This window comes from Abyssibacter profundi (assembly GCF_003151135.1).
GTDB classification, from domain to species: Bacteria; Pseudomonadota; Gammaproteobacteria; order Nevskiales; family OUC007; genus Abyssibacter; species Abyssibacter profundi.
The window spans coordinates 112910-136568 of record NZ_QEQK01000006.1; the positions used below are offsets into that span (position 1 = coordinate 112910).

Annotated in this window: 21 protein-coding genes and 1 tRNA gene; 7 read left to right on the forward strand and 15 right to left on the reverse strand. The window is 63.8% G+C overall.

The window, feature by feature from the left end; all coding sequences use genetic code 11:
* Nucleotides 1-147 precede the first annotated feature (147 nt).
* On the reverse strand, nt 148-1158 hold the full coding sequence (locus DEH80_RS08205; RefSeq protein WP_109720016.1) for an AraC family transcriptional regulator: 1011 nt from the start codon (nt 1156-1158) through the stop codon (nt 148-150).
* 107 nt (nt 1159-1265) lie between these two features.
* Between DEH80_RS08205 and DEH80_RS08210 the strand changes: the two genes are divergently transcribed.
* The 3 genes from DEH80_RS08210 to DEH80_RS08220 all read left to right on the forward strand — a co-directional run bounded on the left by DEH80_RS08210 (nt 1266) and on the right by DEH80_RS08220 (nt 4816).
* Nucleotides 1266-2759 (forward strand): flavin-containing monooxygenase, encoded by a 1494-nt coding sequence (locus DEH80_RS08210; protein WP_109720017.1) that lies wholly within the window; start codon nt 1266-1268, stop codon nt 2757-2759.
* Nucleotides 2749-3531 carry an alpha/beta hydrolase gene (locus DEH80_RS08215; protein WP_109720018.1) on the forward strand — a complete coding sequence of 261 codons (783 nt, stop codon included), beginning with the start codon at nt 2749-2751 and terminating at the stop codon, nt 3529-3531. Before DEH80_RS08210 ends, DEH80_RS08215 begins: the two co-directional genes overlap by 11 nt.
* 166 nt (nt 3532-3697) lie before the next feature.
* Complete coding sequence (locus DEH80_RS08220) at nt 3698-4816, forward strand: DUF5938 domain-containing protein (RefSeq protein WP_109720019.1); 1119 nt, start codon at nt 3698-3700, stop codon at nt 4814-4816.
* Here the strand turns inward: DEH80_RS08220 and DEH80_RS08225 are convergent.
* Together DEH80_RS08225 and DEH80_RS17435 are read right to left on the reverse strand one after the other, a co-directional pair.
* Nucleotides 4806-6326 (reverse strand): alpha/beta hydrolase family protein, encoded by a 1521-nt coding sequence (locus DEH80_RS08225; protein ID WP_165831367.1) that lies wholly within the window; start codon nt 6324-6326, stop codon nt 4806-4808. The genes DEH80_RS08220 and DEH80_RS08225 overlap by 11 nt on opposite strands.
* A gap of 110 nt (nt 6327-6436) precedes the next feature.
* Nucleotides 6437-7132, reverse strand: a complete 696-nt coding sequence (locus DEH80_RS17435) for a TetR/AcrR family transcriptional regulator (RefSeq protein WP_207774535.1) — start codon at nt 7130-7132, stop codon at nt 6437-6439.
* A gap of 233 nt (nt 7133-7365) precedes the next feature.
* On the opposite strand from DEH80_RS17435, the gene DEH80_RS08235 reads away from it, so the two are divergent.
* Complete coding sequence (locus DEH80_RS08235) at nt 7366-8568, forward strand: FG-GAP repeat domain-containing protein (RefSeq protein ID WP_165831368.1); 1203 nt, start codon at nt 7366-7368, stop codon at nt 8566-8568.
* Between the two features lie 26 nt (nt 8569-8594).
* The gene (locus tag DEH80_RS08240; RefSeq protein WP_165831369.1) at nt 8595-9134 is read left to right on the forward strand and encodes a DUF4334 domain-containing protein; all 540 of its coding nucleotides are present in this window, start codon (nt 8595-8597) and stop codon (nt 9132-9134) included.
* Nucleotides 9135-9171: 37 nt separating this feature from the next.
* On the opposite strand, the gene DEH80_RS08245 is transcribed toward DEH80_RS08240, so the two are convergent.
* The 6 genes from DEH80_RS08245 to DEH80_RS08270 form a co-directional block, all read right to left on the reverse strand.
* Complete coding sequence (locus DEH80_RS08245; protein WP_207774536.1) at nt 9172-9366, reverse strand: thiolase C-terminal domain-containing protein; 195 nt, start codon at nt 9364-9366, stop codon at nt 9172-9174.
* Nucleotides 9367-9592: 226 nt separating this feature from the next.
* Nucleotides 9593-9669 (reverse strand) — tRNA-Arg (locus DEH80_RS08250).
* Between the two features lie 50 nt (nt 9670-9719).
* Nucleotides 9720-10139, reverse strand: a complete 420-nt coding sequence (locus DEH80_RS08255; protein ID WP_109720022.1) for a response regulator — start codon at nt 10137-10139, stop codon at nt 9720-9722.
* Nucleotides 10136-12094 carry a sensor histidine kinase gene (locus DEH80_RS08260; RefSeq protein WP_165831370.1) on the reverse strand — a complete coding sequence of 653 codons (1959 nt, stop codon included), beginning with the start codon at nt 12092-12094 and terminating at the stop codon, nt 10136-10138. Before DEH80_RS08260 ends, DEH80_RS08255 begins: the two co-directional genes overlap by 4 nt.
* Entirely contained in the window at nt 12087-13019 is a 933-nt protein-coding gene (locus DEH80_RS08265; RefSeq protein WP_109720024.1) for a GGDEF domain-containing response regulator, read from the reverse strand. Before DEH80_RS08265 ends, DEH80_RS08260 begins: the two co-directional genes overlap by 8 nt.
* A 155-nt stretch (nt 13020-13174) precedes the next feature.
* Nucleotides 13175-13555, reverse strand: a complete 381-nt coding sequence (locus DEH80_RS08270; protein ID WP_109720025.1) for a hypothetical protein — start codon at nt 13553-13555, stop codon at nt 13175-13177.
* 188 nt (nt 13556-13743) lie between these two features.
* Here DEH80_RS08270 and DEH80_RS08275 point away from each other — a divergent pair, with 188 nt between their 5' ends.
* Entirely contained in the window at nt 13744-13959 is a 216-nt protein-coding gene (locus tag DEH80_RS08275) for a hypothetical protein (protein WP_109720026.1), read from the forward strand.
* A gap of 21 nt (nt 13960-13980) precedes the next feature.
* On the opposite strand, the gene DEH80_RS08280 is transcribed toward DEH80_RS08275, so the two are convergent.
* From DEH80_RS08280 to prpB, 5 genes are all read right to left on the reverse strand, one after another.
* Entirely contained in the window at nt 13981-15432 is a 1452-nt protein-coding gene (locus DEH80_RS08280; RefSeq protein WP_109720027.1) for a bifunctional 2-methylcitrate dehydratase/aconitate hydratase, read from the reverse strand.
* Nucleotides 15433-15520: 88 nt separating this feature from the next.
* Nucleotides 15521-16705, reverse strand: a complete 1185-nt coding sequence (gene prpF / locus DEH80_RS08285; RefSeq protein WP_109720028.1) for a 2-methylaconitate cis-trans isomerase PrpF — start codon at nt 16703-16705, stop codon at nt 15521-15523.
* A gap of 3 nt (nt 16706-16708) precedes the next feature.
* Complete coding sequence (acnD, locus tag DEH80_RS08290; protein WP_109720029.1) at nt 16709-19312, reverse strand: Fe/S-dependent 2-methylisocitrate dehydratase AcnD; 2604 nt, start codon at nt 19310-19312, stop codon at nt 16709-16711.
* 110 nt (nt 19313-19422) lie between these two features.
* The gene (prpC, locus tag DEH80_RS08295; protein WP_109720030.1) at nt 19423-20583 is read right to left on the reverse strand and encodes a bifunctional 2-methylcitrate synthase/citrate synthase; all 1161 of its coding nucleotides are present in this window, start codon (nt 20581-20583) and stop codon (nt 19423-19425) included.
* Nucleotides 20584-20634: 51 nt separating this feature from the next.
* The gene (prpB, locus tag DEH80_RS08300) at nt 20635-21525 is read right to left on the reverse strand and encodes a methylisocitrate lyase (protein ID WP_109720031.1); all 891 of its coding nucleotides are present in this window, start codon (nt 21523-21525) and stop codon (nt 20635-20637) included.
* A 223-nt stretch (nt 21526-21748) separates the two neighbouring features.
* Between prpB and prpR the strand changes: the two genes are divergently transcribed.
* Nucleotides 21749-23356, forward strand: a complete 1608-nt coding sequence (gene prpR / locus DEH80_RS08305) for a propionate catabolism operon regulatory protein PrpR (protein ID WP_109720032.1) — start codon at nt 21749-21751, stop codon at nt 23354-23356.
* Nucleotides 23357-23369: 13 nt separating this feature from the next.
* On the opposite strand, the gene DEH80_RS08310 is transcribed toward prpR, so the two are convergent.
* The gene (locus DEH80_RS08310; RefSeq protein ID WP_109720112.1) at nt 23370-23645 is read right to left on the reverse strand and encodes a metal-sensing transcriptional repressor; all 276 of its coding nucleotides are present in this window, start codon (nt 23643-23645) and stop codon (nt 23370-23372) included.
* Nucleotides 23646-23659: the final 14 nt, after the last annotated feature.

Below are 23659 nucleotides of genomic sequence, written 5' to 3' on the forward strand. Positions count from 1 at the left end.
CCCGGTGGGCCCGCCTTCGGCGGTTTCAATTCGCTCCCGGCGAATGGGTGCTCGTCGTTCATTTGGAATGACCAAACTTCGCTCCTCGCGCCTTGCCTGGCCTGTTTGCAGGCAGCAACTGGGCGGTGCGAATCAATCAGCGCTTTCCTAACGGCCGCCTTGTTGCCGGAGCTGGGTCGGGCTGCGTTCAAACCAGCGCCGGCAGTTGCGACACAGCACGGTCTGGTCGGCCAGCCCGAGCTGGCCGGCGACCTGTACCAGGGGTTCATCGGTCTCGGTGAGCCATTGCAGCGCCTGCTCCCTGCGAACGCTGTCCAGGATGTCCTGATAGCGCTGGCCTTCCGCGGCCAGTCGGCGCTGCAGCGTACGGGGGTGGATGTCCAGCAAACGTGCAATCACGTCGCGGCGGCCCAGGCTGGTGGACAGCGTCCGCCTGAGCACCGACTCCACCTGTTCGGTCAGGGTTTGCTGATCGGGGTGAAATGCCAGCTGCAGGTACTCCAGGCTCAGGCGCTGAAGCTCTTCGGACGCCCCCTGCAGCGTGGTATCGAGAAAATGATCGGGCAGGATCAGCTCGGCATGCGGCTCCTCGAACGTGAGGGCCGGGCCGAACACCTGGGCGTAGCGACTGGCTGGGGCGGCCGGCGGGTGCGGCATGTGGACCTGCACCAGGGGAACCGGCGCCTGCGCCAGCCACTGAATAAAGTGCAGCAAGTCGGCCACGCACTGCTCCATGACCTGACGGTGCGGCAGCCAGGAAGGTGCGACCAGCAACAGACGCAGCGCGATCATCCCGGCCTTCGGTACGCCGGGATGCATGCTCAGGCGAATGGCGGGGCTGTGGGTATGCATATAGCCCAGGCAGATTCGCAAGGCATCGCCCATGGTGTTGGCGTTCTGCATCGCAATGGCCAGCGGTCCCAGAATGCCGATGTCCTGGCGCTCGGCCATACGCAGGCCCAGGTCAGGGCAATCAGCCGCCCCGGCCACATGCTCAAGCAGCTGGGCATAGGCGACCAGCGAGATGCGCAGATCATCGTCGTCCAGCGCGGTCAGCGGAATCCCGAAGCGTTGCATCAGCGGCTCGACCGGCTGCTTCAGTTCCACGAGCAGCTCGGCGAGGCCGCGCATGCCGGCGGCTCTGAACAGGGTCGACATGTCTCCAAATACAAAACATCTGTCTTCAAATGTCAATCCACGTCGCCGCCCCGGCGCGATGATGGCGTTAAGGGCGCGTGTAAAGCCCCATCAAAGAGGAGAATCCCATGAGTGAAGTACTCGATGTCCTGATCATAGGTGCCGGTGTCTCCGGCATTGGTGCCGCCAGCCGCTTGCGTGCCGAGCACCCGGACAAGCAATTCGTGTTGCTGGAACGTCGCGAGCGCATCGGCGGCACCTGGGACTTGTTCCGCTACCCGGGCGTGCGTTCCGATTCGGACATGTTCACCTATGGCTTTTCGTTCAAGCCCTGGCGCGAATACCAGACACTGGCCGACGGCACGAGCATTCGTGAGTACCTGGATCGCACGGCCAAAGACTTCGATGTCACTGACCACATCGAATTCGGCATGCACTGCCAGTCCGCTCGATGGGATTCGTCCAGCCAGTGCTGGACGGTCACGGCCGTGCACGAGCCCAGCGGCCAGAGCCGGCAGTGGCAGGCGCGTTTCCTGGTTAGCTGCCAGGGCTACTACAACCATGACGCCGGCTACCGGCCCCATTTCGAGGGTGAAGACACATTCAAGGGGCAGATGATTCACCCGCAGCAATGGCCTAAGGATCTGGACTACGCCGACAAGAATGTGGTCGTGATCGGCAGCGGAGCCACGGCCGTTACGGTGGTCCCCGCCATGGCCGAGAAGGCGAAGAAGGTCACCATGCTGCAGCGCTCCCCGACCTACATCTTTGCGTTGCCGGGCTGGGATCGCATGACCGAATTGCTGGACAAGGTGCTGCCGCAGCGCTGGAGCTACGCCATCGCGCGCCGTCGCAACCTGTTTATCTGGCAGGGCACCTACAAGATCTGCCAGCGGTTCCCGAAGCTGATGCGCAAGTTCTTCGTCGGCCAGGCGCGCCGGCATGTCGGGGAGCGTTTCCGGCTCGAAGACTTCAACCCCAAATACGATCCTTGGGACCAACGCCTCTGCGCGGTGCCGGATGCCGACTTGTACAACTCCATCCGCGATGACAAGGCCGAAGTGGTGACCGACCACATCGAACGGATCACCGCCGACGGCATCCAGCTGAAGTCCGGGCGGCATCTGGACGCCGACATCATCGTGACTGCTACGGGCCTGCAGGTGCAGATGTTCGGCGGCATGGAGATCTCGGTAGACGACCAGCCGTATCAGGTTGCGGAGAAGATGATTTACAAGAGCGTGCTGCTCCAGGATGTGCCCAACTTTGCCTGGGTGTTCGGCTACATCAACCTGTCCTGGACCATGAAGGCCGACATGTCCGCACAGTACATTTGCAAGCTGCTGTCTTACATGGACGAGCAGGGCATCGCGGAGGTGATTCCTCGCGACCACGACGGCGTGATGATGGAAGACAGCGTGCTCGACCAACTCACCGCCGGGTATGTGCAACGGGCCAAGCAGTTACTCCCGCGGCAGGGTCGGAAGATTCCCTGGGTCGTACGCCATGACTACAAAGAAGACCGTCGCATGATGCTGCAAACCCCAATAGCCGACGCCCGTCTTGAGACCAAGCCGGCGCGCAAGGCTCCGGCTGTGGATCGGCTGTCCCATGCAGCCTGAGCAAGCGCCGACGCTGCTGCTGGTTCACGGTGCCTGGCATGGCGCTTGGTGCTGGGAGGAGAAGTTTGCACCGCGGCTTCGCGAACTGGGGCACACGGTCGCCACCATGGACCTGCCTGGACATGGTGGGTCTGGTGGCGCCCGGATCCCCTGGTTCTCAATCCGTGACTATGTGGATGCCGTTCAAGCCGAGATGACACGGCTAGGCGGTCCCTGCGTGGTCATCGGCCATTCCATGGGCGGTTTTGTGGTTCAGAAGCTGATGGAGCGCCGCCCAGCCAACCTGGCCGGTGCCGGCCTGGTGGCTGCGGCACCGCCCTTTGGGGTCAACGGTGTGGTTCGCCATCTGCTGGCCAGCCGCCCGCTGGACCTGCTGCGTGCGACCTTGACTGCCGATCTGTACCACCTGGTGCGCGAGCCGGACATGGCGCGGGCACTGTTCTACAGCCACACCATGACCGACGAGGAAGCGGCCGACTACTGGGCGCGCCTGCAGAACGAATCCTTCCGGGCCTTCCTGGATATGCTGGTGCTGGACCTGCCCAAGCCTCGTAAGGTCGCCGCCGCCTTGCCACGCTGGGTCGTGGGTGGCGGGCAGGACCAGATCTTCCCGCCGCAGGTGGTTCAACGCACGGCCGCCGCCTATCGTTGCAAGGCCCGCATCTATCCGGATATGGCCCACAACCTGATGCTGGATCATGGCTGGGCCCGCGTGGCGGAGGATTTGTCACGTTGGGTGGGCCGTTTGCAAAGAGACGCCCGCGCCGCCTAATCATGGCGCGAACGGGGGCGCGGGCATTCAGGGCCGGTCACCAACAACGCGACTGTCATGCCTCCCCGTGAGGGCTACCCCCTCGGGTGGTCGGCCTATCCATGCACTCCCTCTAGGCTTTATTGCACGGCCTGACGCGGCAAACTTTTCCGAGGGAGACAGGGGCATGAGCAAGAAGCCAGTGGTGATCTATGGCGTAACCGGCTACACCGGACGCCTGGTGGCCGAGTACTTACGCGAGTATGGCGTGCCATTCATCGCCGCCGGGCGTGACGCCACACGCATCCAGGCGGTGATGGATCAGGTGCCCGGCATCGAGACCGCTGACTACGAGGTGGTTGAGGTCGAGCACAGCACCGAGGCACTGACCGAACTGCTAACCGGCACCCAGGTGCTGTGCAACATGGTGGGTCCGTTCATGCAGCTGGGCGCCGAGGCGGTCGAGGCCTGCCTCGCAGCCGGTGTGCACTACACCGATACCAACGGCGAACAGAACTGGATGATGGACTGCGAGCAGCGCTGGGGTGATGCCTTTGCTGACAAGGGGCTGCTGCTATCGCCGGGAACTGCACAGATGTACACCACCGGCGAGATTGCCGCGAACATCTGCCTGGAGACTCCGGGGCTGGATACCCTGGATATCCTCGTGTTGTGGAAGGGGATGCCGACCTATGCCTCCACCCAGACCATTTTTAGCATTCTGACCTCCGACTTCTTCTATCTGGAAAACAACCAGTACACCCCCTGGCCGGCGAATAGCTCCGCCGAGGTTTGCGTCCCCGGCCAGCACGCCACGGCACTGGCGTTGCCCTGGGGCGGTACGGCGCATCCTGTGTGGTTCCGAAACGACCCTCGCGTGGCCAACGTTAAAGCCATGGGCGGGGTGTTTGATCGCAGTGTGATGGAGGGTGTGGCTGCAATGACCGCCCAGGTGGAGGAGGAGATCAAGCCCTTGCCGCCCGAGGCCCAGCGAAAGGCCTTGTCGGATATGGCGGCATCGGTGCAGGCGGGCATGCCGCCGCGTGAGAACCCCCGGGTGAACACCTCCTTGGATTCAGTGCATGCCAGCGGACCCCTTGGACGTGCCCAGTGCATCATTCACGGCAACTGCAACTACAAACAGACCGGGCTGCTCCAGGCGTACACCGCGTATCACCTGCTGCAGCAACCCCCAGCGCGGGTGGGTTTCGCCTCGGCCTGTCAGGCCTTCGGTCATCGCCAGCTGCTGGGGGTGCTGCAAAGCTTTGGCCTGGTGCAGGCGCCGCGGCTGGAGGTCAGCCGCTAGCGCCCCATTGCCTGCGCCGCAGCGCGACCAGCCCGAGCAGCGCCAGGGCCGCGCTGCCCAGGGCTCCACCCGACCCATCCGGTGCTCGGTCATCCGGCGTGGCCGGGTTCAGCGGTGGCGTGTCCGGCGTGCCCGGTTGGGGCAGCGCATCGTCCTTGCAGGCGGTTTTCCAGTCTTCAGTGGCGATGAGCTGGTCGTTGCCAGGGGCGGTGATGGCCAGGCGTGACTTGAAGTAGAACGACATGCGGTCACAGACCGACAGGCCTGCGATCCGATACGGTTGGTTGCCGTCGACTGGGTCGTAGTAGCCAGCGCCCAGGTTGTGCCGGTCGGCCGAGTCGTCAAACCGGGTGGCCAGGAGGCGGCGGTAGCCGTCAGCGGCGGTGTCGGGTTCGGCCAGCCCCTTCAGGTAGCGATCAAACCAGGCCAATGTCAGGTATAGCGCATAGGGCTCTCCATAGCGGCTGCCGGTCCCGGCCATCAATGGTGTGAAGTCCAGATGCGTGCCCGCGCGCAGTATGACCAACGCCGTGTCGACGCCGGCAGCGCGAAGCTCTTGGTAGCCCAGATCCTTGGGATGGGCCGAGACGCCCCGCCCGCGTCCACCCTCGCCATTCGACGGTGGGGGCTCGGGGTGATCGGTGTAGGGCTCGGGTGTGAAATAGTAATCCGCGCCAATGCCCAGTGCCGGCGTGGTGATCGGCAAGCCGGGCGGCGGTTCAACGCCGATGTCATCCGCCCACAGCATGGGGTCGACAGCGGTCAGGTTGTCCCAGGCGACAATGGCGCGTAGCCGCTCGTCGAGCTGGCCGACGAGGCTGGCGGTGCTCCCACCTTGCGAATGCCCGGTAATCCCCACGCGGTCACGGTCCAGTTCGTCGGCAAAGGGAAAGTCCACGGAGAACAGCCAGTCGACCATGTCCTGCGCATCGCTGCCGTGATTGCCGGAGGCCACGTCGAAGCTCACCGCGATGTAGCCCGTTTCCGCCAGCGGCTGGGCCGCCCAGCGATGCAGTTCCTTCTGGCTACCGCCGCCGTGGACGATCAAGATGGCGGGGTAGGGTGGCGCCGCGACGGCGATCCCCTCCGGTACCTCGCTGCAGGTCTCTGCACTGCAGGGGCGATAAATCTCGGCGGCCAGGGCCTCGCCATCGCGGTTTGTGACGGTGGCGGTCGAGAAACGGAATCGTTGCCCATCATGTTTGGCGGGGGCGCGGTACGGGTCGCGGACGGGGCTGGGCAGTTCGTCGGGACCCAGTCCCAGGGTCCAGCTCAGCGGCACTTCCTGCGTCCGGGCTTCGGCGCAGGCCTGATTCTGCAGGTCGCGCTCGGTCCAGGCTGCGGTCATGGGCTCGGCCGCGGGTGCCGGCAGTACGCAGGGGTCGGTGTCCGGATCCGGGCCGGACTGGGCCGAGGCGGGTGGCGCGCAAAGCGCGAGCGCCAGGGTTGCGAGGCAAACGTGCAGCGGGTGGCACGTGACGGTGTGCTTGGGCGTGTCGGTACGACGCATCCAGGGTCTCCTCCAGGCCGTGTTGGCCGTGGTGTTGCAGTGATCTGGCCGCAGCATCTGTCGGCTGCGGTCCGGGGGCCGGCCGGGGGCCGGGCGAGCAGGGTCCTGCGTTAGCCGTAGACCTTTTCCAGCAGCAGCATGGCCGCGGGTTCCAGCTCGAGAATCGCGTCCGTGCGCCCCTCACAGACGTAGCTGGCGGCCATCTCTTCAATGGCGGCGACCACCCCGCGGAAGATCGGTGTTGGCAGGTCGGGCAGACCGGGTTCCTCCGCCTGGCGCAGCGCATACAACCGGCGCTGCATCTCGGCGAAGTGCTGGTGGCCCCAGTCGCGCTTGGCGCGGGCCTGGGGGCCGGCCGCATGAATTTCGACCAGCAGCGTGCGTGACAGGGCGGGGTGGTCACGCTTGAATGCCAGATAAACGCGCAGCGTGGTCCGCAGGCGTTCGCGCCAGGACATCTCTGGCGTCTGTGCGCGGCGGATACGCTCGACCACATCCACATGTGCCGCCTCGTACGCCGCGAGAAAGCAGGCTTCCTTGTCCTTGAAATTGGCGTAGAAGGCGCTACGGGAAACGCGGGCAATCCGGGTGATGTCGGCCACCGTCGTGGCGACATAACCCTTTTGCGCCACCGATTCATTCATCGCGAACAGCAGACGCGCACGCTGCGAAGCCGCGATCTCGCTGGAACGGTCATTGGCCTGGCGTCCCCGTGGCAGGCGCCAGGCATCGATCACGGCATCGGAAGGCGCGCCGTAGCGGGCCAGTCCGTCAGTAGAACGCTCTGAGGGTGCGTCGTCTTCCATGAATAGGCGTCTCCCGGGAAGCGGCAGAAAAGGTGCCACGAATAACAAAGTACTAGATCGTACCTTATTCGCGCTGCCCGACGATAGGCAACAGTTACGGGGTTCTGGCGGCCTGGAAAGATTTCGGATCCACGCGCTTGATTATAAAAGTACTTGTGCGTACTTTATAGTCCAAGAGCGATCCGATGAATCGCCATCGCCCGTCTGACAGGGCATCAATTGGAGGAGAGCCAATGGACAATTCATTCCAGCCAGCGCGGCTGCGCGGGGCCATCATGACCAGTGGCCTGATCACGCTGGGCAGCCTGTCCGCCTGCGGTGGCGGATCCAGTGCACCCGGAGCTGGCGTCGCAGTGGCGCCCGCCATCGGGTTGACGACCGCTGAGCGCTACATCGCGTCGGTGGGCGGCAATGGGCCGGCCCATGGCGGTGTGGCTGCCGGGGACATGAACGGCGATGGCTACCCGGATGTCGTGGTTACCGATTCGATCGGCAATGCGGTCGCCGTGCTGCTGAATGCCGGCGACGGCAGTTTGCTGGCGGCCGAGCGCTATCTGGCAGGCGTGCAACCGGTGGCGGTGGTCGTCGAAGATTTAAGCGGTGATGGCGTACTGGATGTGGCTGTTACCAACGCCCGCTCGGACGATGTGCAGGTGTATCACGGGCTGGGCGACGGCACGATCACCCTCACCGAATCCCATGCGGCTGGCTTGGGGCCGACGGACCTTGCAGCCGCTGACGTCGATGGCGATGGCGATCTGGACCTACTGAGCTACTGGGGGGATGTGACGATTCTGCTCAACAATGGGCAAGGGCAGTTCACGCCGGGGGCTCCGCTGCTGACTGGCGAGGCGCTGGGCGCGATTGCCATCGGCATGGAGGTCGCGGACTTTGATGACGATGGCGCGGTGGATGTTGCGATTACCGATTGGCCTCGGGGGCCGGTGCGCTCCCGCGTGGAGATCTTCTATGGAGCGGGCGACGCCAGTTTCGTTTCGGGTGCCGGCCCCTTCGAGATTTCCGGGGCCACCGAGGCGATGCGTACCGCTGACATCAACTGTGACGGGCGCCAAGATCTGATGATCCCCATTGCTGGAGGCAGCCTCGCCGTGGCCTACGGGCAGGCGGATGGTCGCCTGGCCGAGCCCGTCGAGTTCGAAACCGATTCCGGCAGCAACGCGGTGCTGTTCAGCGACTTTGATCGTGACGGGCGACTGGATCTGGCGGTGTCTTACTTCAATGGCTACGCCGGGTTGTTCTACGACGTGTGCAGCCAGGACTTCACCACCTTCGTCGAGCACGACACCGTCGAGACCTCCGAGGCCATGGTGTCACCCGATCTCAATCTCGACGGCTTTCCCGATCTGGTGGTTGGCACTTGGTACCAGCCACAAATCGCGGTGCTGCTCAGCGGCCCAAGCGATGACGATTCCTGAACCTGCACCATCGGAGGATGCAACCCATGCGGACCACCATCTTGTGCACGCTACTCAGCGCCAGCCTGGCGCTGGTTGGCTGCAACAGCAATCACTCTCCGGAGACCACCTCAACCAGCGAGGCGCCCATGACGTTTAAGACCCTGATCAAGAGCGGCGAGGCTGTCGCTGAAGACCGGCTGATGTCGCTGTACGACGAATTGGAGCCGGTTGATCTGGATTTCATGCTGGGCCAGTGGTCGGGCGGAAAATTCGACGGCGGTGCCGAACCCGACCCGATCAACTGGTACGGCAAGCGCTTCGACTCACGCGACCATGTCGAGCCACTGCTGGCACACGCGCCAGACGGCAGCATTTACGCCTTCGACAAGCTAGGCGCCGCGCGCATGCGGATGATCGAATTTCGCGGGGCGGTGACGGCCAGCCTGATCTACGACAAGCAGCCCATCATGGATTACTTCCGCAAGGTCGATGACGACACCGTGATCGGTGCCGGCGAGGTCAAGGGCAAGCCCGGCTACATGTTCTTCTACCTGCAGCGCGAGACGCCGGGCGGCGAGCGGTAGCCACCCAGCCTCGTGGGCGGCGGGCCTGCGGCCTGGGTTAGTGCTGACGTTCGTAGAGGCTGACCACGCAGGCGCCGCCCAGCCCCAGGTTATGCTGCAGGCCGATCCGGGCACCCTCGACCTGGCGATCACCGGCCTGGCCCCGAAGCTGGCGAACCAGCTCGGTGCACTGTGCCAGGCCCGTCGCACCCGCAGAACTCGGCTGCTGGCTATTCTCCAGTTGCGCGTCCACGTCGATGCTCTCTTGCAGGATCCGCAGGATCAAATTACCGCTCTCGGTCGTCAGGTTGACGACCAGATGATACGCATGGGGATGGATACGAACGGGTGGTTGGAATTCGTGGCATTCCCGCGCGAGCGTCGGGGTGTTCGCGCGTACGCCTAAGGACCCGACGCATGGATGCGTCGGGCAACCTGCGACCGCTGTCGCTTGGAATGCGGGGCGGTTTCTACGAAAGTGGCGCGCCCGGCAGGATTCGAACCTGCGACCGCCGGCTTAGAAGGCCGATGCTCTATCCAGCTGAGCTACAGGCGCTGAGAATCAGACGGCGCATAGTGTAACGCCAAAGCTGGGCGCAGGCTGCGCTAGGCGGCGGCGGGCGGGGGCAGGAGCGCGTCGATGACCCGGGTCACGGCGGCCGCTTCCAGAGGCTTGTCCAGCCAGGCATCGGGTTGTCGTGGCGTGTCGGCTTGTATGGACTGGGGGGACAGGATGCTGGTTGCCCGCAACATCACGATGGCGCTTTGGTCCAGCAGCTTGTCCGCACCGGCTTGGTTCAGAAATTCCCAGCCGTCCATGACGGGCATATTCACATCGAGAAGAATGAGCTCGGGCAGGGCGGCGGCGTGCGCACGTCGTTCGGTCAGTAGCTCGAGCGCGGCCTGGCCGTGGGGTGCTTCCACAATGCAGTCCGCCACGCACATGGTCTGCAATGTCTCTCGGTGGAGAAAAGTGTCCGCGACATTGTCGTCCACCACCAGAATCTCGCGCAGCCTTGCACTCATCGGACATCCTCCAGTTCGACTGCAAAGGTTGTCCCTTCAGGGGACGAGGCGTCAATCCAGATTCTTCCGTGATGCAGGTCCACGATCTTCCGACAGTGCGCCAGGCCGATGCCCGTGCCCTCAAAATCTTCGCGGCCGACCGCCCGCTGGAAGATCGTGAAGATGCGGTCTTGCTGGTTTTCCGGTACGCCCATTCCGTTGTCCTGGATGAGCAGGCGGCAGCTGGTGTCGGTTCTTGCCGTTGCGGACAGGCGGACCTGGGGAGTCCGATCTTCGGGGCAGAACTTGATGGCGTTTGCGATCAGATGCGTGAGCAACAGGCGGGTCTCCGCCTCGTATAAGCGCATGGTGGGCAGTGGTGAGATGACGCTGATCTCAGCCTTACGTGCCAGGATCGTGGCCGACATGTCGAGCAGCACACCATCGACCACCGATTGCAGGTGCACGGGCGTCGCATCCGCATGATGGCCAATGCGGCTGTATTCCAACAATCCCTGGATCAGCGCGCGCATGCGATCGCAGGCACGCAGCATGTAGAAGAGGCCTTTTTCACTGCGTGGGGTCAGCGTGTTACCGGTGTCGTTGCGTAACATCTCGGCAAAGCTGGTCACCGTGCGCACAGGTTCCTGCAAATCATGCGATGCGATGTACGCGAACTGGTCCAGTTCTCGGTTGGTTGCCTCAAGCTCGCGGTTGCGATGCGCCAGCGATGTGAATACCCGGTCCATTACACCGGCTAGCGAGCGCGCCTCACCGTAGCTGTGTACCGGCAAGGGCGGCACCTCGTCACCAGGCTTCCAGCTGTCCAACGCCGATGATAGTTGCTTGATCGGCGCCGCGATCAGGTGAGCGACCAGCACGGCAAATCCTACGCAGCCCAAGCAAATGGCCAGCAATGCGAGCGTCAGCTGCTTGGAGATGCGAGCACTGAATTCCGTGAGTGCGTCCGTGGACATGCTCAAGACCAAACCGAGCGCCTGGTGGTCTCCGTAGCTGATGCGCTGCATGTCTACGAACTGTCGGGTGTTTTTGTCGAGTTGTGACGTTGCCTCGCCCGTGGCCAGTACTGTGGCGAGCGCCGGGTGGTCGGACACCGCGTTATGCGAGCGTCCGTGTTCGAAGGCGAATGTGTCTTCACCCTGCGGGTGGAGCAGGTATTCCCCGTCGCTATTCGTCAGCGCAAGCTGGAGGGCATCCGACTTCATCGCCCTGAGCGCGTCGAAGAAATAGTCGGCCCGCAGGTTCACGACCAGCACAGCGAACGGACGCCCCGAGTGCGAGTCATGGATCGGCAGTGCCGCACGCAATACAGGGGTGTAGGGCGTCTGGATGGCACCGAACTCGCGATTGAGTTCGATGGCGCTGAGATAGATCTGGCCAGGCGGTAGCGCAGCGGCTCTGGCGACATAGTGCCGGTCGCCTGTGCGTTGCAACCGGGTGGCCACGCGGATGTCGCCGTCGCGATGATCACGCTCGACTCGCACCAGCTCCAAACCACCGTCAGCCAGGCCAATGTAGCGAACCTGGAGATAGTGAGGTTTGGCCAGCAGGATGCCCCGGAAGATCGATTGCAGGCGCGTGGTCCAGAGCGCAGTTGACGACCCGTCGACCGGGTCGATGTCCTGGTTCCGAGTGCTCCGAATCAGGCCTTGAATGGGCGGGACTTCGGCAAGCAATCGCACATCGCCCTGCAACTCGTCGAGCAGCGAGATGAAACGCTCGGCCCGGCGTTGGGACTGGACGGCCAGACGATCTTGCAGGTTGGCGGCCAGGGCGTCTTGTGCGGCAGTGACGCTGACCGTGGCCATGGCCAGCACGCTGATCACGCCGACGAAGACCAGCGTCACCGCGATCAGCGCGCGCAGCCCCCAGCGCGGGGCTCGAACGGCGGGGAGGCCAGCGGGGCTGTGATGAGATGGCTGGGCAATATATCCGGTGGCCGTGGTGTCAGTCATCCTGCGGCCCAGGACCCGCAACGCGATCTTGTTGCTGTGTGCGCTTGCATCGGTACATGGCCGCATCAGCAGCGTGGGTCAGGGCGTGGGCGTCGTCGCCGTCACGGGGGTAGACGGCCATGCCGACGCTGGCCCCACACATCAGCGACACGCCGCTGGGCAGACAGTGGGGTTCGGTCAGCGCTTGCAGGATGCGCTCGCGAACCTCGGCGGCGTCTCCGGCTGACGGGCACAGATCCAGGATGACCGTGAACTCGTCGCCGCCGAGGCGGAAAACGCCGTCTTCGGTGCGTACGGTGTCGCGCAGGCGTCTGACGGTTTCGATCAACACGACGTCACCGGCGTGATGGCCGTACTCGTCATTAATGGGCTTGAATTGATCCAGGTCGATCAATAGCACGGCGAATGCTGCGCCATGCCGGCTGGCCAGCGACAGTTTGCGTTCCAGTGCCTGGGTGAAGGCGAGGCGATTGCCCGCTTGGGTCAGGCTATCGGTTGTTGCCAGCTCTCGCAGCCTGCGTTGTTCGGCCAGACTGGCCTGGCGCTGTTGCATGTCTGAGATGGCGTCGGAAATCGCGGTCTGCAGGGCGGCGGCGGTCATGTCGTTCTTGCTGAGGTAGTCGGCGCTACCGAGCTTGAGCGCGCGCACGGCAACCGCCTCGTTGCCTTCGCCGGTCAACATGATGACCGGTGGTCGTGCGTCCGCGTCTGAGCTGAAGGAGAAGTTCCGAAGCAGGCTTAAGCCATCATTGCCGCGTAGGCGGTAGTCGAGCAGGATGCAGTCCGGCCGATGTGCCTCAGCCAGGCTGTGCAGGTCTTCCGTGTCTTCGCATTGCACCAGTTCCCCGGCAGGGAACGCGTCCTGAAACGTCTGTTCGAAGAGCGCCCGGTCCAGCTCATCGTCGTCAATTAAAAGAATCTTCATCGCAGCGCTCGCGCATCGAAATCGCAGTTCGAGCCAAACCGCCACGCCTCACCGTGGGCCGCTTCGCTCGCACCTGTGAAATCGGCAGGGCCGCGCTGTACTTGTGGTGGACGACGGGTTTGCCGACAAACGGTCGCTTGCCGGGCGTTAACGGGTCAGGCGGGCGTGGCTCGGCGCTGGCTGAGCAAGCGGTGCAGGGGGCGACTCGATGCGTTGTGCACGGCGCGTCGACCGCGCTCGGTCAGCATCATTTCAAACATGCCCTGACCCGTCTGCTCAGCGAGACCCTCGCCCAGCAGCGCACCGCTGGCGGCGATGGCGTCGATCTCGCGAACGGGCAGCTTTGTCTGCAGCGCATGCCTCAGCGGGTCCAGCTGAAATGGCTGGTTCAGGTCCTGGCCGGCATCGCGTAGCTGAACGAGCAGCGCCTGGGCCAGCGCGCTGCAAAACTCATCGGGTACACGCGCATTGTGAGCGCGTCGATCCTGCTGGTCGCGCGGGGTTTGGCGTCGGTCAAAGAGCTTGGGAGCGCGCACGTCGGGAGCCTCGGGATGCGGCGAATGTTGTGATCCGGTCCAGGAACCGGGTCATCAGCGTGATTCGCAATTTTACGCAGATTTCACCTCAATCGGCGCGGGCCGACGAACGGGGCCTGTGCACGATTGCGCCGCGACATCCTGATCCCCACTATGACCTTGTGCTGTCTTACTAGTAGGTAAGTTCAATGATTGCAGAGTCACTGTTCGTTTTTGCATGGAGCACGATTGCCCTGGTGCTCATGACCGTGGTGCTGGCCGCCGGTGTGCCGGCTGTTCTGGACTGGCGCGCTCGGGCGAGGCGGGAGCTTTTCGCCGTGAGACTCCCGTCGACCGATCTGGAGTGGCGCATTGGTGAGCAGCTACATGCGGATCTCGACCCGGCGCCGTTAGCGGGCCGCTGATCGGTGGGCTGACCGACGCGCTCAGCGGGTCGGCTGATAGAGGTCCACGTACGCATGCACGGGCATGGCCGTCAATCGGGCGTGATCCCGCGACACGGACCAGATTTCTTCGCAGGCCTGGGGCTTGAGCATACGCGCTAGGTTGCGCTGGAATTTGGCTTCTAGCAGCGGGATACCCTCATCACGGCGTCGCTTGTGACCGATGGGGTATTCCACGACGACCTCATCCAGCGACGTGCCGTCGCTGAACTCCACCGTCAGCGCATTGGCGATGCTGCGCTTGTCCGGGTCCAGATAGTCGTGGGTAAACGCTGGGTCTTCTACGCAGCGCATCTTGTCGCGTAGCGTGTCGATGCGAGGATCGGCGGCGACATCGTCTTCGTAGTCCTCCGAGGTCAGGCGGCCGAAGAGCAGCGCGATCGCCACCATGTACTGCACGCAGTGGTCGCGGTCGGCCGGGTTGTGCAGCGGCCCCTGCTTGTCGATGATGCGAATGCACGACTCGTGGGTGCGAATCCGGATCTGGGCAATCTCTTCGGTGCTGCGCCCCGCGGCCCGGAGTTGCTCAAGCAGGATGATCGCGGCCTCGGCGGCGGTTTGCCCATGAAACTCGGCTGGAAAGCTGATTTTGAACAGGATGTTCTGCATCACGTAGTCGCCGTAGGGTCGCTGAAACGCGAAGCGTTGCCCTCCGAAGCTGACGTCATAAAAGCCCCAGGTATCGGCCGTCAGGGCCGTCGGGTAGCCCATCTCGCCGGTCTGGGCCATCAGTGCCAAACGAACGGCCCGGCTGGTGGCATCACCGGCCGCCCAGCTTTTTCGGCTGCCGGTGTTGGGCGCGTGTCGATACGTGCGCAGGCTTTGCCCATCGATCCACGCGTGGGACACGGCGGCGAGCTGCTGCTCGCGGCTGAGCCCCAGCATGTGGGCGACCACCGCTGTGGTGGCGACCTTGACCAGCACGACGTGATCCAAACCGACCCGGTTGAAGCTGTTTTCCAGTGCAAGGCAGCCCTGGATTTCATGGGCCCGGATCATCGCGGTGAGCACATCGCGCATGGTCAGCGGGTCGCGCCCCTCGGCGACTGCCGTCCGGCTAAGCCAGTCGGCCACGGCGAGAATGCCGCCGAGATTGTCGGAAGGGTGCCCCCATTCCGCGGCCAGCCAGGTGTCGTTGAAATCCAGCCAGCGGACCATGGCGCCGATGTCGAAGGCGGCCTTGACCGGATCGAGCTGGTACGCGGTACCGGGCACCTTCGCACCTTCCGGCAGTGACGCCCCGGGCACGAGCGGCCCGAGCAGCTTGCGGCAGGCGGGGTATTCCAGCGCTTCCAGGCCACAGCCCAGGGTGTCCATTAGACAGTGCCGGGCGGTGGTGTAGCTTAGCTCGGAGAAGTCGGGCTCGGCATTCACATAGTCGACAATATCGACTAGCTCTTGATCCCAGGGCGGCTGTGTCGTGTGCTTGTCCATGTCTTATGCGACTGCCGCGCAGGCAGCATGTTCCGCATGAGATCGACGCTGACGCCGCTTGAGGGCCGCGTCAGCGTCCGGCAAGCATTCAGGCGGGAAGGGTGTCGCCCGGTACCCGAACCGTGCCTTCCATCAGCACCCGTGCGCTGCGACTCATGATCGCCTTGGTGACCTGCCATTGGCCGTCGATCAGCGTGGCTTCCGCGCCAACACGCAGCGTGCCGGACGGATGTCCGAAGCGAACGGCCGTGCGGTCGCCGCCGCCGGCCGCCAGGTTGACCAGGGTGCCGGGAATGGCCGCTGCCGTGCCGATTGCCACAGCTGCCGTCCCCATCATGGCGTGATGCAGCTTGCCCATGGACAGGGCGCGCACGAGCAGGTCAATATCGCCCGCCGCGACGGTCTTGCCGCTGGAGGCCACATAGTCTCGGGGGGGCGCGACAAAGGCCACCTTGGGCGTGTGTTGCCGGCTGGCGGCTTCGCTGATGTCATTGATCAGGCCCATCTTGAGAGCGCCATGGGCCCGGATCGTCTCGAAGCGTTCCAGCGCTGCGGTGTCCTCGTTGATGTCGCCTTGTAATTCGGCGCCGGTGTAACCGATGGCATCGGCGTTGACGAAGATGGTTGGGATGCCCGAGTTGATCAGGGTGGCCTGGAGCGTGCCGACGCCCGGCACCTCCAGATCATCGACCAGTTGGCCGGTGGGGAAGATCGAGCCCTCGCCATCGGCCGGGTCCATGAACTCGATTTCGACTTCTGCTGCGGGGAAGGTCACCCCATCCAGCTCGAAATCGCCGGTTTCCTGGACTTCGCCCTGGGTGATCGGTACCTGGGCGATGATGGTCTTGCCGATGTTCGCCTGCCAGATGCGCACGGTGGCAATGCCGTCCTGCGGGATGCGAGTCGGGTCGACGAGGCCGTGGCTAATCGCAAAGGGCCCCACCGCTGCCGACAAATTGCCGCAGTTGCCGCTCCAATCGACAAAGGGCTTGTCGATGGACACCTGCCCGAAGAGGTAGTCGACATCGTGCCCCGGCTGGGTGCTTTTCGACAGGATCACGGTCTTGCTGGTGCTCGATGTCGCTCCGCCCATGCCGTCGGTGTGCTTGCCATAGGGGTCGGGGCTGCCGATCACCCGGAGCAGCAGGCGGTCCCGTGCCTCCCCAGGGTGCTGGGCGGCAGCCGGCAAGTCGTCCAGCTTGAAGAACACGCCCTTGGAGGTGCCGCCGCGCAGATAGGTGGCGGGGATCTTGATTTGCGGTGCGTGGACCATGATTCAGGCGGCCTGCGTCGATTCGAGGAAGTCCTGCGCAAAACGCTGCAAGACACCACCGGCTTCGTAGATGGAGGCCTCCTCGCCAGTGTCCAGACGGCAGGTGACCGGCACCTCAAGGGTTTCGCCGTTCTTGCGATGGACGACCAGAGTCAACGTGGCGCCGGGGGCCCGGTCGCCGACCACATCGTAGGTTTCGCTGCCGTCCAGCCCGAGCGTCTTGCGCGTGGTGCCGTCCTGGAACTGCAGTGGCAGCACGCCCATGCCAACGAGGTTGGTGCGGTGGATGCGTTCGAAACCTTCGGCGACGATGACCTCCACACCCGCCAGGCGCACGCCCTTGGCGGCCCAGTCGCGGGAGGAGCCCTGACCGTAGTCCGCGCCGGCGACGATGATGAGCGGCTGCTTGCGGGTCATGTACGTCTCGATGACTTCCCACATGCGCATGACCTGGCCCTCCGGCTCCAGCCGGGCGAGGGATCCCTGGACGACCTCGCCGTCATCATCCCGGACCATTTCGTTGAACAGCTTGGGGTTGGCAAACGTGGCGCGCTGGGCGGTCAGGTGATCACCCCGGTGCGTGGCGTAGGAGTTGAAGTCTTCCTCCGGCAGGCCCATCTTCGCCAGATACTCACCGGCGGCGCTGGTGGGCAGAATGGCGTTCGACGGCGACAGATGATCGGTGGTGATGTTGTCCCCGCAAATCGCCAGCGGCCGCATGCCGGTGAGCGTGCGTTCGGCGGCCAGGGCGCCTTCCCAGTAGGGCGGGCGGCGGATATAGGTGCTTTGTGGTCGCCAGTCGTAGAGCGGGCTGATGTTCTCGTCTTTGATGACTTTGAAGTTGAACATCGGCTCGTAGACCTTCGTGAAGTGTTCGGGCTTCACGCTCTTGGCGATGATGGCGTCGATTTCCTCGTCGCTGGGCCAAAGGTCCTTCAGGGTGACTTCGTTGCCCTGCTTATCCACGCCCAGCACATCTTTTTCGATGTCGAAGCGAATCGTGCCCGCGATGGCGTAGGCGACGACCAGAGGCGGTGAGGCCAGGAAGGCTTGCTTGGCGTAGGGGTGGATGCGGCCATCGAAGTTGCGGTTGCCGGACAGCACGGCCACGGAATACAGATCCCGGTCGATGATTTCCTGCTGGATGTCGGGGTCGAGCGCGCCGCTCATGCCATTACAGGTCGTGCAGGCAAATGCGACGATGCCAAAGCCCAGCTGATCCAGCTCGGATTGCAGGCCGGCTTCCTCCATGTATAACTGCACGGCCTTGGAGCCGGGCGCAAACGAGGATTTGACCCAGGGTTTGCGGGTCAGTCCCGCCTCGTTGGCCTTCTTGGCCAGCAGCCCCGCGGCAACCACGTTGCGCGGGTTAGAGGTGTTGGTACAGCTGGTGATGGCCGCGATGATGACCGCACCATCGGGCATCGAGCCGTCGGTCGGCATGTCCCAGGGCGCGGCGATCTCACGGGCGGCCAGATCCGAGGTCGGCAGTCGCCGGTGCGGATTGGAGGGGCCCGCGAGGTTGCGGGTGACGCTGGATAGATCAAACGTCAGCACACGCTCGTATTCGGCAGATTCCAGTGCATCGGCCCATAGGCCGGTGGTCTTGGCGTAGTGCTCGACCAGTTCGACCTGCTCGGGCGTGCGACCGGTGAGCTTGAGGTAGTCGATAGTCTGCTCATCGATGTAGAACATCGCTGCCGTGGCGCCGTACTCCGGCGTCATGTTGGAGATGGTGGCGCGGTCACCCAGCGTCAGTGCGCGGGCCCCCTCGCCGTAGAACTCCAGGTAGGCGCCGACGACTTTTTCGCGGCGCAGGAACTCGGTAATGGCCAGTACGATGTCGGTGCCGGTGATACCAGGCTGCGGCTTGCCGGTCAGCTCGACACCGACGATATCGGGCAGGCGCATGTAGCTGGCGCGGCCCAGCATGACCGACTCGGCTTCCAGCCCGCCGACACCGATGGCGATGACGCCCAGGGCATCCACATGGGGCGTGTGGCTGTCGGTGCCGACCAGCGTGTCGGGGAAGGCGATGCCGTCGCGGGCATGGATGACCGGCGACATCCGCTCGAGATTGATCTGGTGCATGATGCCGTTGCCAGGCGGAACAACATCAATGTTTTCAAAGGCTTTTTTGGTCCAGTTGATAAAGTGGAACCGGTCTTCATTGCGGCGGTCTTCGATGGCGCGGTTCTTGTCGAATGCGTCCTTCTCGAAGCCCGCGTGTTCCACGGCCAGCGAGTGGTCAACGATAAGCTGTGTGGGCACCACGGGGTTGACCAGCGACGGGTCACCGCCTTTGGCCGCAATGGCATCGCGCAGGCCGGCCAGGTCAACCAACGCGGTCTGACCCAGGATGTCGTGACAGACGACGCGCGCCGGAAACCAGGGGAAGTCCAGATCCCGCTTGCGCTCGATGATCTGCTTAAGCGAGTCGGTGAGCGTGGCCGGGCTGCAGCGGCGCACCAGGTTTTCGGCCAGTACGCGTGAGGTATAGGGCAGGGTGTCATAGGCACCCGGCTGAATGGCCTCCACGGCCTCGCGGGTGTCGTAGTAATCCAGTTGGGTGCCGGCAAGCGGCTTGCGATGGGCGGTGTTGGTCATGGCGGCGAGGGCTTAGGTGTGAGGGGCGAGGGGACAGCACGTGAAGAGGCAGGAGGAGTGTGGGCGAATCGCCTGACACCTCACCCCTGCCGCCTCACGCATCGAACAGCTCAGCTGCGCTTTTCGATGGGCACAAACTCCAGATTCTCCGGCCCGGTGTAGTTGGCGCTGGGGCGGATGATCTTGCCGTCAATGCGTTGCTCGATCACGTGGGCGCTCCAGCCAGCGGTACGGGCGATGACGAACAGCGGTGTGAACATGTTCGTCGGCACGCCCATCATGTGATAGCTGACCGCACTGAACCAGTCGAGATTGGGGAACATTTTTTTGATGTCCCACATCACGGATTCCAGTCGCTCAGCGATATCGAACATCTTCATCGAACCCTGTTCCTGCGACAGCTCCTTGGCCACCTTTTTGATCACGACGTTGCGCGGATCGGAGATGGTGTAGACCGGGTGGCCAAAGCCGATGATGACTTCCTTGCGACCGACGCGTTCGCGGATGTCGGCCTCGGCTTCGTCCGGGTTGTCGTAGCGCTTCTGGATCTCGAAGGCGACTTCGTTGGCACCCCCATGCTTGGGCCCGCGCAGGGCACCGATGCCGCCGGCGATGCAGGAGTAGAAGTCCGAACCCGTGCCCGCGACAACACGAGAGGTGAAGGTCGAGGCGTTGAATTCGTGTTCGGCGTACAGCACCAAGGATGTGTGCATGGCGCGAACCCAAGACTCGCTGGGCGCCTCGCCGTGCAGCAGGTGCAGGAAATGCCCGCCGATGGAGTCATCGTCGGTTTCCACGTCGATGACCTTGCCGTTGACGGCGTACTGATACCAGTACATCAGCATCGAACCCAGGCTGGCGATCAGCCGGTCGGCGATGTCGCGGGCGTCGGCGTGGTTGTGGTCTTCCTTCTCCGGCAATACGCAGCCCAGCACCGAGACGCCGGTGCGCATCACATCCATGGGATGCGAATTGGCCGGCAACTCTTCCAGCGCACCTTTGACGGCGGCGGGCAGGCCCCGGTAGGCCTTGAGCTTGGTCTTGTAGGCGCGCAGCTCTGCTTCGGTCGGCAGCTTGCCATGAATCAGCAGGTGGGCGATTTCCTCGAACTCGCAGGTTTCGGCGATATCCAGGATGTCGTAGCCGCGGTAGTGCAGGTCGTTTCCGCTGCGGCCCACGGTGCAAAGCGCGGTGTTGCCGGCAGCCGTGCCGGACAGCGCAACGGATTTCTTCGGCTTGAAGCCGCCGGCGCTCTTGTTCGTCTCACTCATCGGTGTTCTCCCGTGTCTTCCATAGTCTGAGATGTAGGTGACGTCGACTGCTCAGCCTTTTTTTCCCTGTGCGAACAGTGCGTCGAGCTTTTGCTCGTAGTCGTGGTAGCCAATCGAATCGTAGAGTTCCATTCGCGTTTGCATGGTGTCGAGCACGTTGGCCTGCGTGCCTTGTTCGCGGACGGCAGTGTAGACCGCCTCGGCGGCCTTGTTGGCTGCGCGGAAGGCGGACAGAGGGTAGAGCACCAACCCGACATTCGCCGAGGCCAGCTCATCGACCGTGAACAAAGGCGTGGAGCCGAACTCGGTGATATTGGCCAGAATCGGCACGCCGACGGCATCGGCGAACTGCTTGTACATGGCCAGCTCGGTCATCGCCTCCGGGAAGATCATGTCGGCGCCGGCTTCCACGCAGGCGCAGGCACGGTCGATGGCCGACTGCAGGCCTTCGACGGCCAGCGCATCGGTGCGAGCCATGATGACGAAATCATCATCGGTCCGAGCGTCGACGGCGGCCTTGATGCGGTCCACCATTTCCTGCTGGGTCACGATCTCCTTATTCGGGCGATGGCCGCAGCGCTTGGCGCCTACCTGATCCTCGATGTGCATGGCCGCCGCGCCGGCCTTGATCAGGCTCTTGGTCGTGCGGGCGACATTAAAGGCGCTGGGACCGAAACCGGTGTCGACATCGACCAGCAGCGGCAGGTCGCAGACATCGGTGATGCGGCGCACGTCGATGAGCACGTCCTCCAGGCCGCTAATGCCCAGATCGGGCAGGCCTAGGGAGCCGGCGGCCACCCCGCCGCCGGACAGGTAAATGGCCTTGAAGCCTGCGCGCTGGGCGAGCAGGGCGTGGTTGGCGTTAATGGCCCCGATGACCTGTAGGGGTTTCTCGTCGGCCAGTGCCTGTTTGAACAGCTGACCCTTGGAACTGGTTGTCACCTGTCTGCGCTCCAGTTGGAAAAGGTGGTACGACTAATCAAGCGGCGTGCCAGCTGGAAAGACCATGCTAAGAGCCTTAAGAGAACGCTCTAGATCTATGAATTAATTAATAAAACAACGAGAGACACGCGGTCGTCGCTGCGGGATCATTCGATGCCATGTGTCGCATGGAATGTTTCATGGTGTTTCAATGAAACATCCATGAGCCAGTGTTCCACCGCCCATGCCCGAGCGAACTGCCGTCGATGTCAGCCATTCACGCCCTGCCATCTGGACGGTGTCGGTGACGCGGCTGGCACGACTCTTTAGTGAGGTCAGCCCCGAGTTCGACGCACAGGCCTCCATCCAGTCCATCAACCTGGGTTTTGAGCAAGCGGTGGAGGCCATACAGCGCAAGCTGCGCCACGAACGCTGTGACGCCGTGATTGCGGCGGGCTCGAACGGGGCCTATCTGAAGAGTCGGCTGCCGGTGCCGGTGGTACTGGTCCGGCCCACGGGCTTCGAACTGATGGCCGCGCTGGCGCGGGCCAAGCGCATGGCCAACCGCGTGGCCGTGGTGACCTACCAGCACGAGTACAGCGAGTTCACCGCCTTTGCACGCAGCTTCGGCTTGGAAATTGAGCAGCGCAGCTTCGTGACCAGTGAAGATGCCCGCGACGCCGTCTCCGAGCTGGCGGCTGCAGGGGTTGGCGCCATTGTCGGGACCGGTATGGTGGCCGATTTCGCCGATACCGCGGGTTTGCGCGGTGTGTTGTTGTATTCGGCAGCCAGCGCGCGGACCGCATTCGAAACCGCCCTCGACATCACGTCTGCCGGTCGCGCGCTGGGGCATCAACTGGCGCGTCGGTCGCCGGCGGCCTCCGGCAAGCGGCCGTCACCGGCGGCACGTCCACTGCTGGTCGGCGACAGTGCTGCCATGCAGGGCGTCCGGGCGCAGATCGGACATTTCGCCGCAACAGAGGCCTCGGTGCTGGTGACGGGGGAGACCGGAACCGGCAAGGAGCTGGTCGCCCGCAGCCTCCACATGGCCAGTCCCAGGGCGCGACGGCCGCTCGTGGCCGTGAATTGTGGCGCGCTGGCCGAGTCGCTTTTCGAAGCCGAGCTGTTCGGCTACGAAGAAGGTGCGTTTACCGGCGCCCGGCGCGGCGGTCGGGTCGGGCTGATCGAATCTGCCAATGGCGGCACGCTGTTTCTGGACGAGATCGGGGACTTGCCACTGGCCATGCAGTCACGGCTGCTGCGCGTGCTGGAAGGCCGGGAGGTGCTGCGTGTCGGTGCCAGTCGCCCGGTGGAGGTCGATATTCGTGTGGTCGCTGCCACGCATCGTGACCTGGCGGCCATGGTGGCGGCCGGCGAGTTTCGGCAGGACTTGTACTTCCGGCTCAATGTGCTGCGAATCGCGCTGCCGGCGCTACGGGATCGTCCTGCCGACATCAGCGAACTGGCGGCTCACCTGCTGTCGGAGCTTGCGGGCGACCAGCCCCCCCAACTGGCACCGGAGGCACTGGTGACGCTGCAGCAGTACAGCTGGCCGGGCAATGTCCGTGAGTTGCGCAACGTGCTGGAGCGCGGGTTTCTGCTGTCTGCGGCATCCGGCCGCCCGCTCGATGTGGCCTGTTTGCAAGTCTGCGCCCCTGAACTGACGGCACCGGCGGTGGGCGGCGAGACAGCAGCCCATGCACCGGAAGCTGCACGCCAGGGGCCGCCATCACGCGATGCTTTGCTGGCGATGTTGCAACGCTGCCAAGGCCACCGTGGTCGCACGGCCGCAGCCTTGGGCGTGTCTCGTTCGACGCTTTGGCGGTGGATGCAACAAGCTGGATTGTCCTGACAGGGCAGCGTGGTCAGCCGTACTTGGTGAGCAGGGTGCTGATCTTGTCCAGCTTGAGTTGGGTGTTGGCATCGTCGCTGGAGCTGCCGTCCAATTCTTGTTGCAGAGCGCAGGCCAGCGTTTCGTAGAACACCTTGTCCAGGGCGCGCCGCGCAGCGGTGAGTTGCTGCACTGTGGCTTCGCAGTCAGCGTCGCGCTCCATCATCCCCTGGATGCCGCGAATCTGGCCCTCCACCCGTCGCAGCCGTTTGATCAGCGCCTGTTTTCGCGCCTCATGCTCCGTGCTCATTTCGTCATCCACTC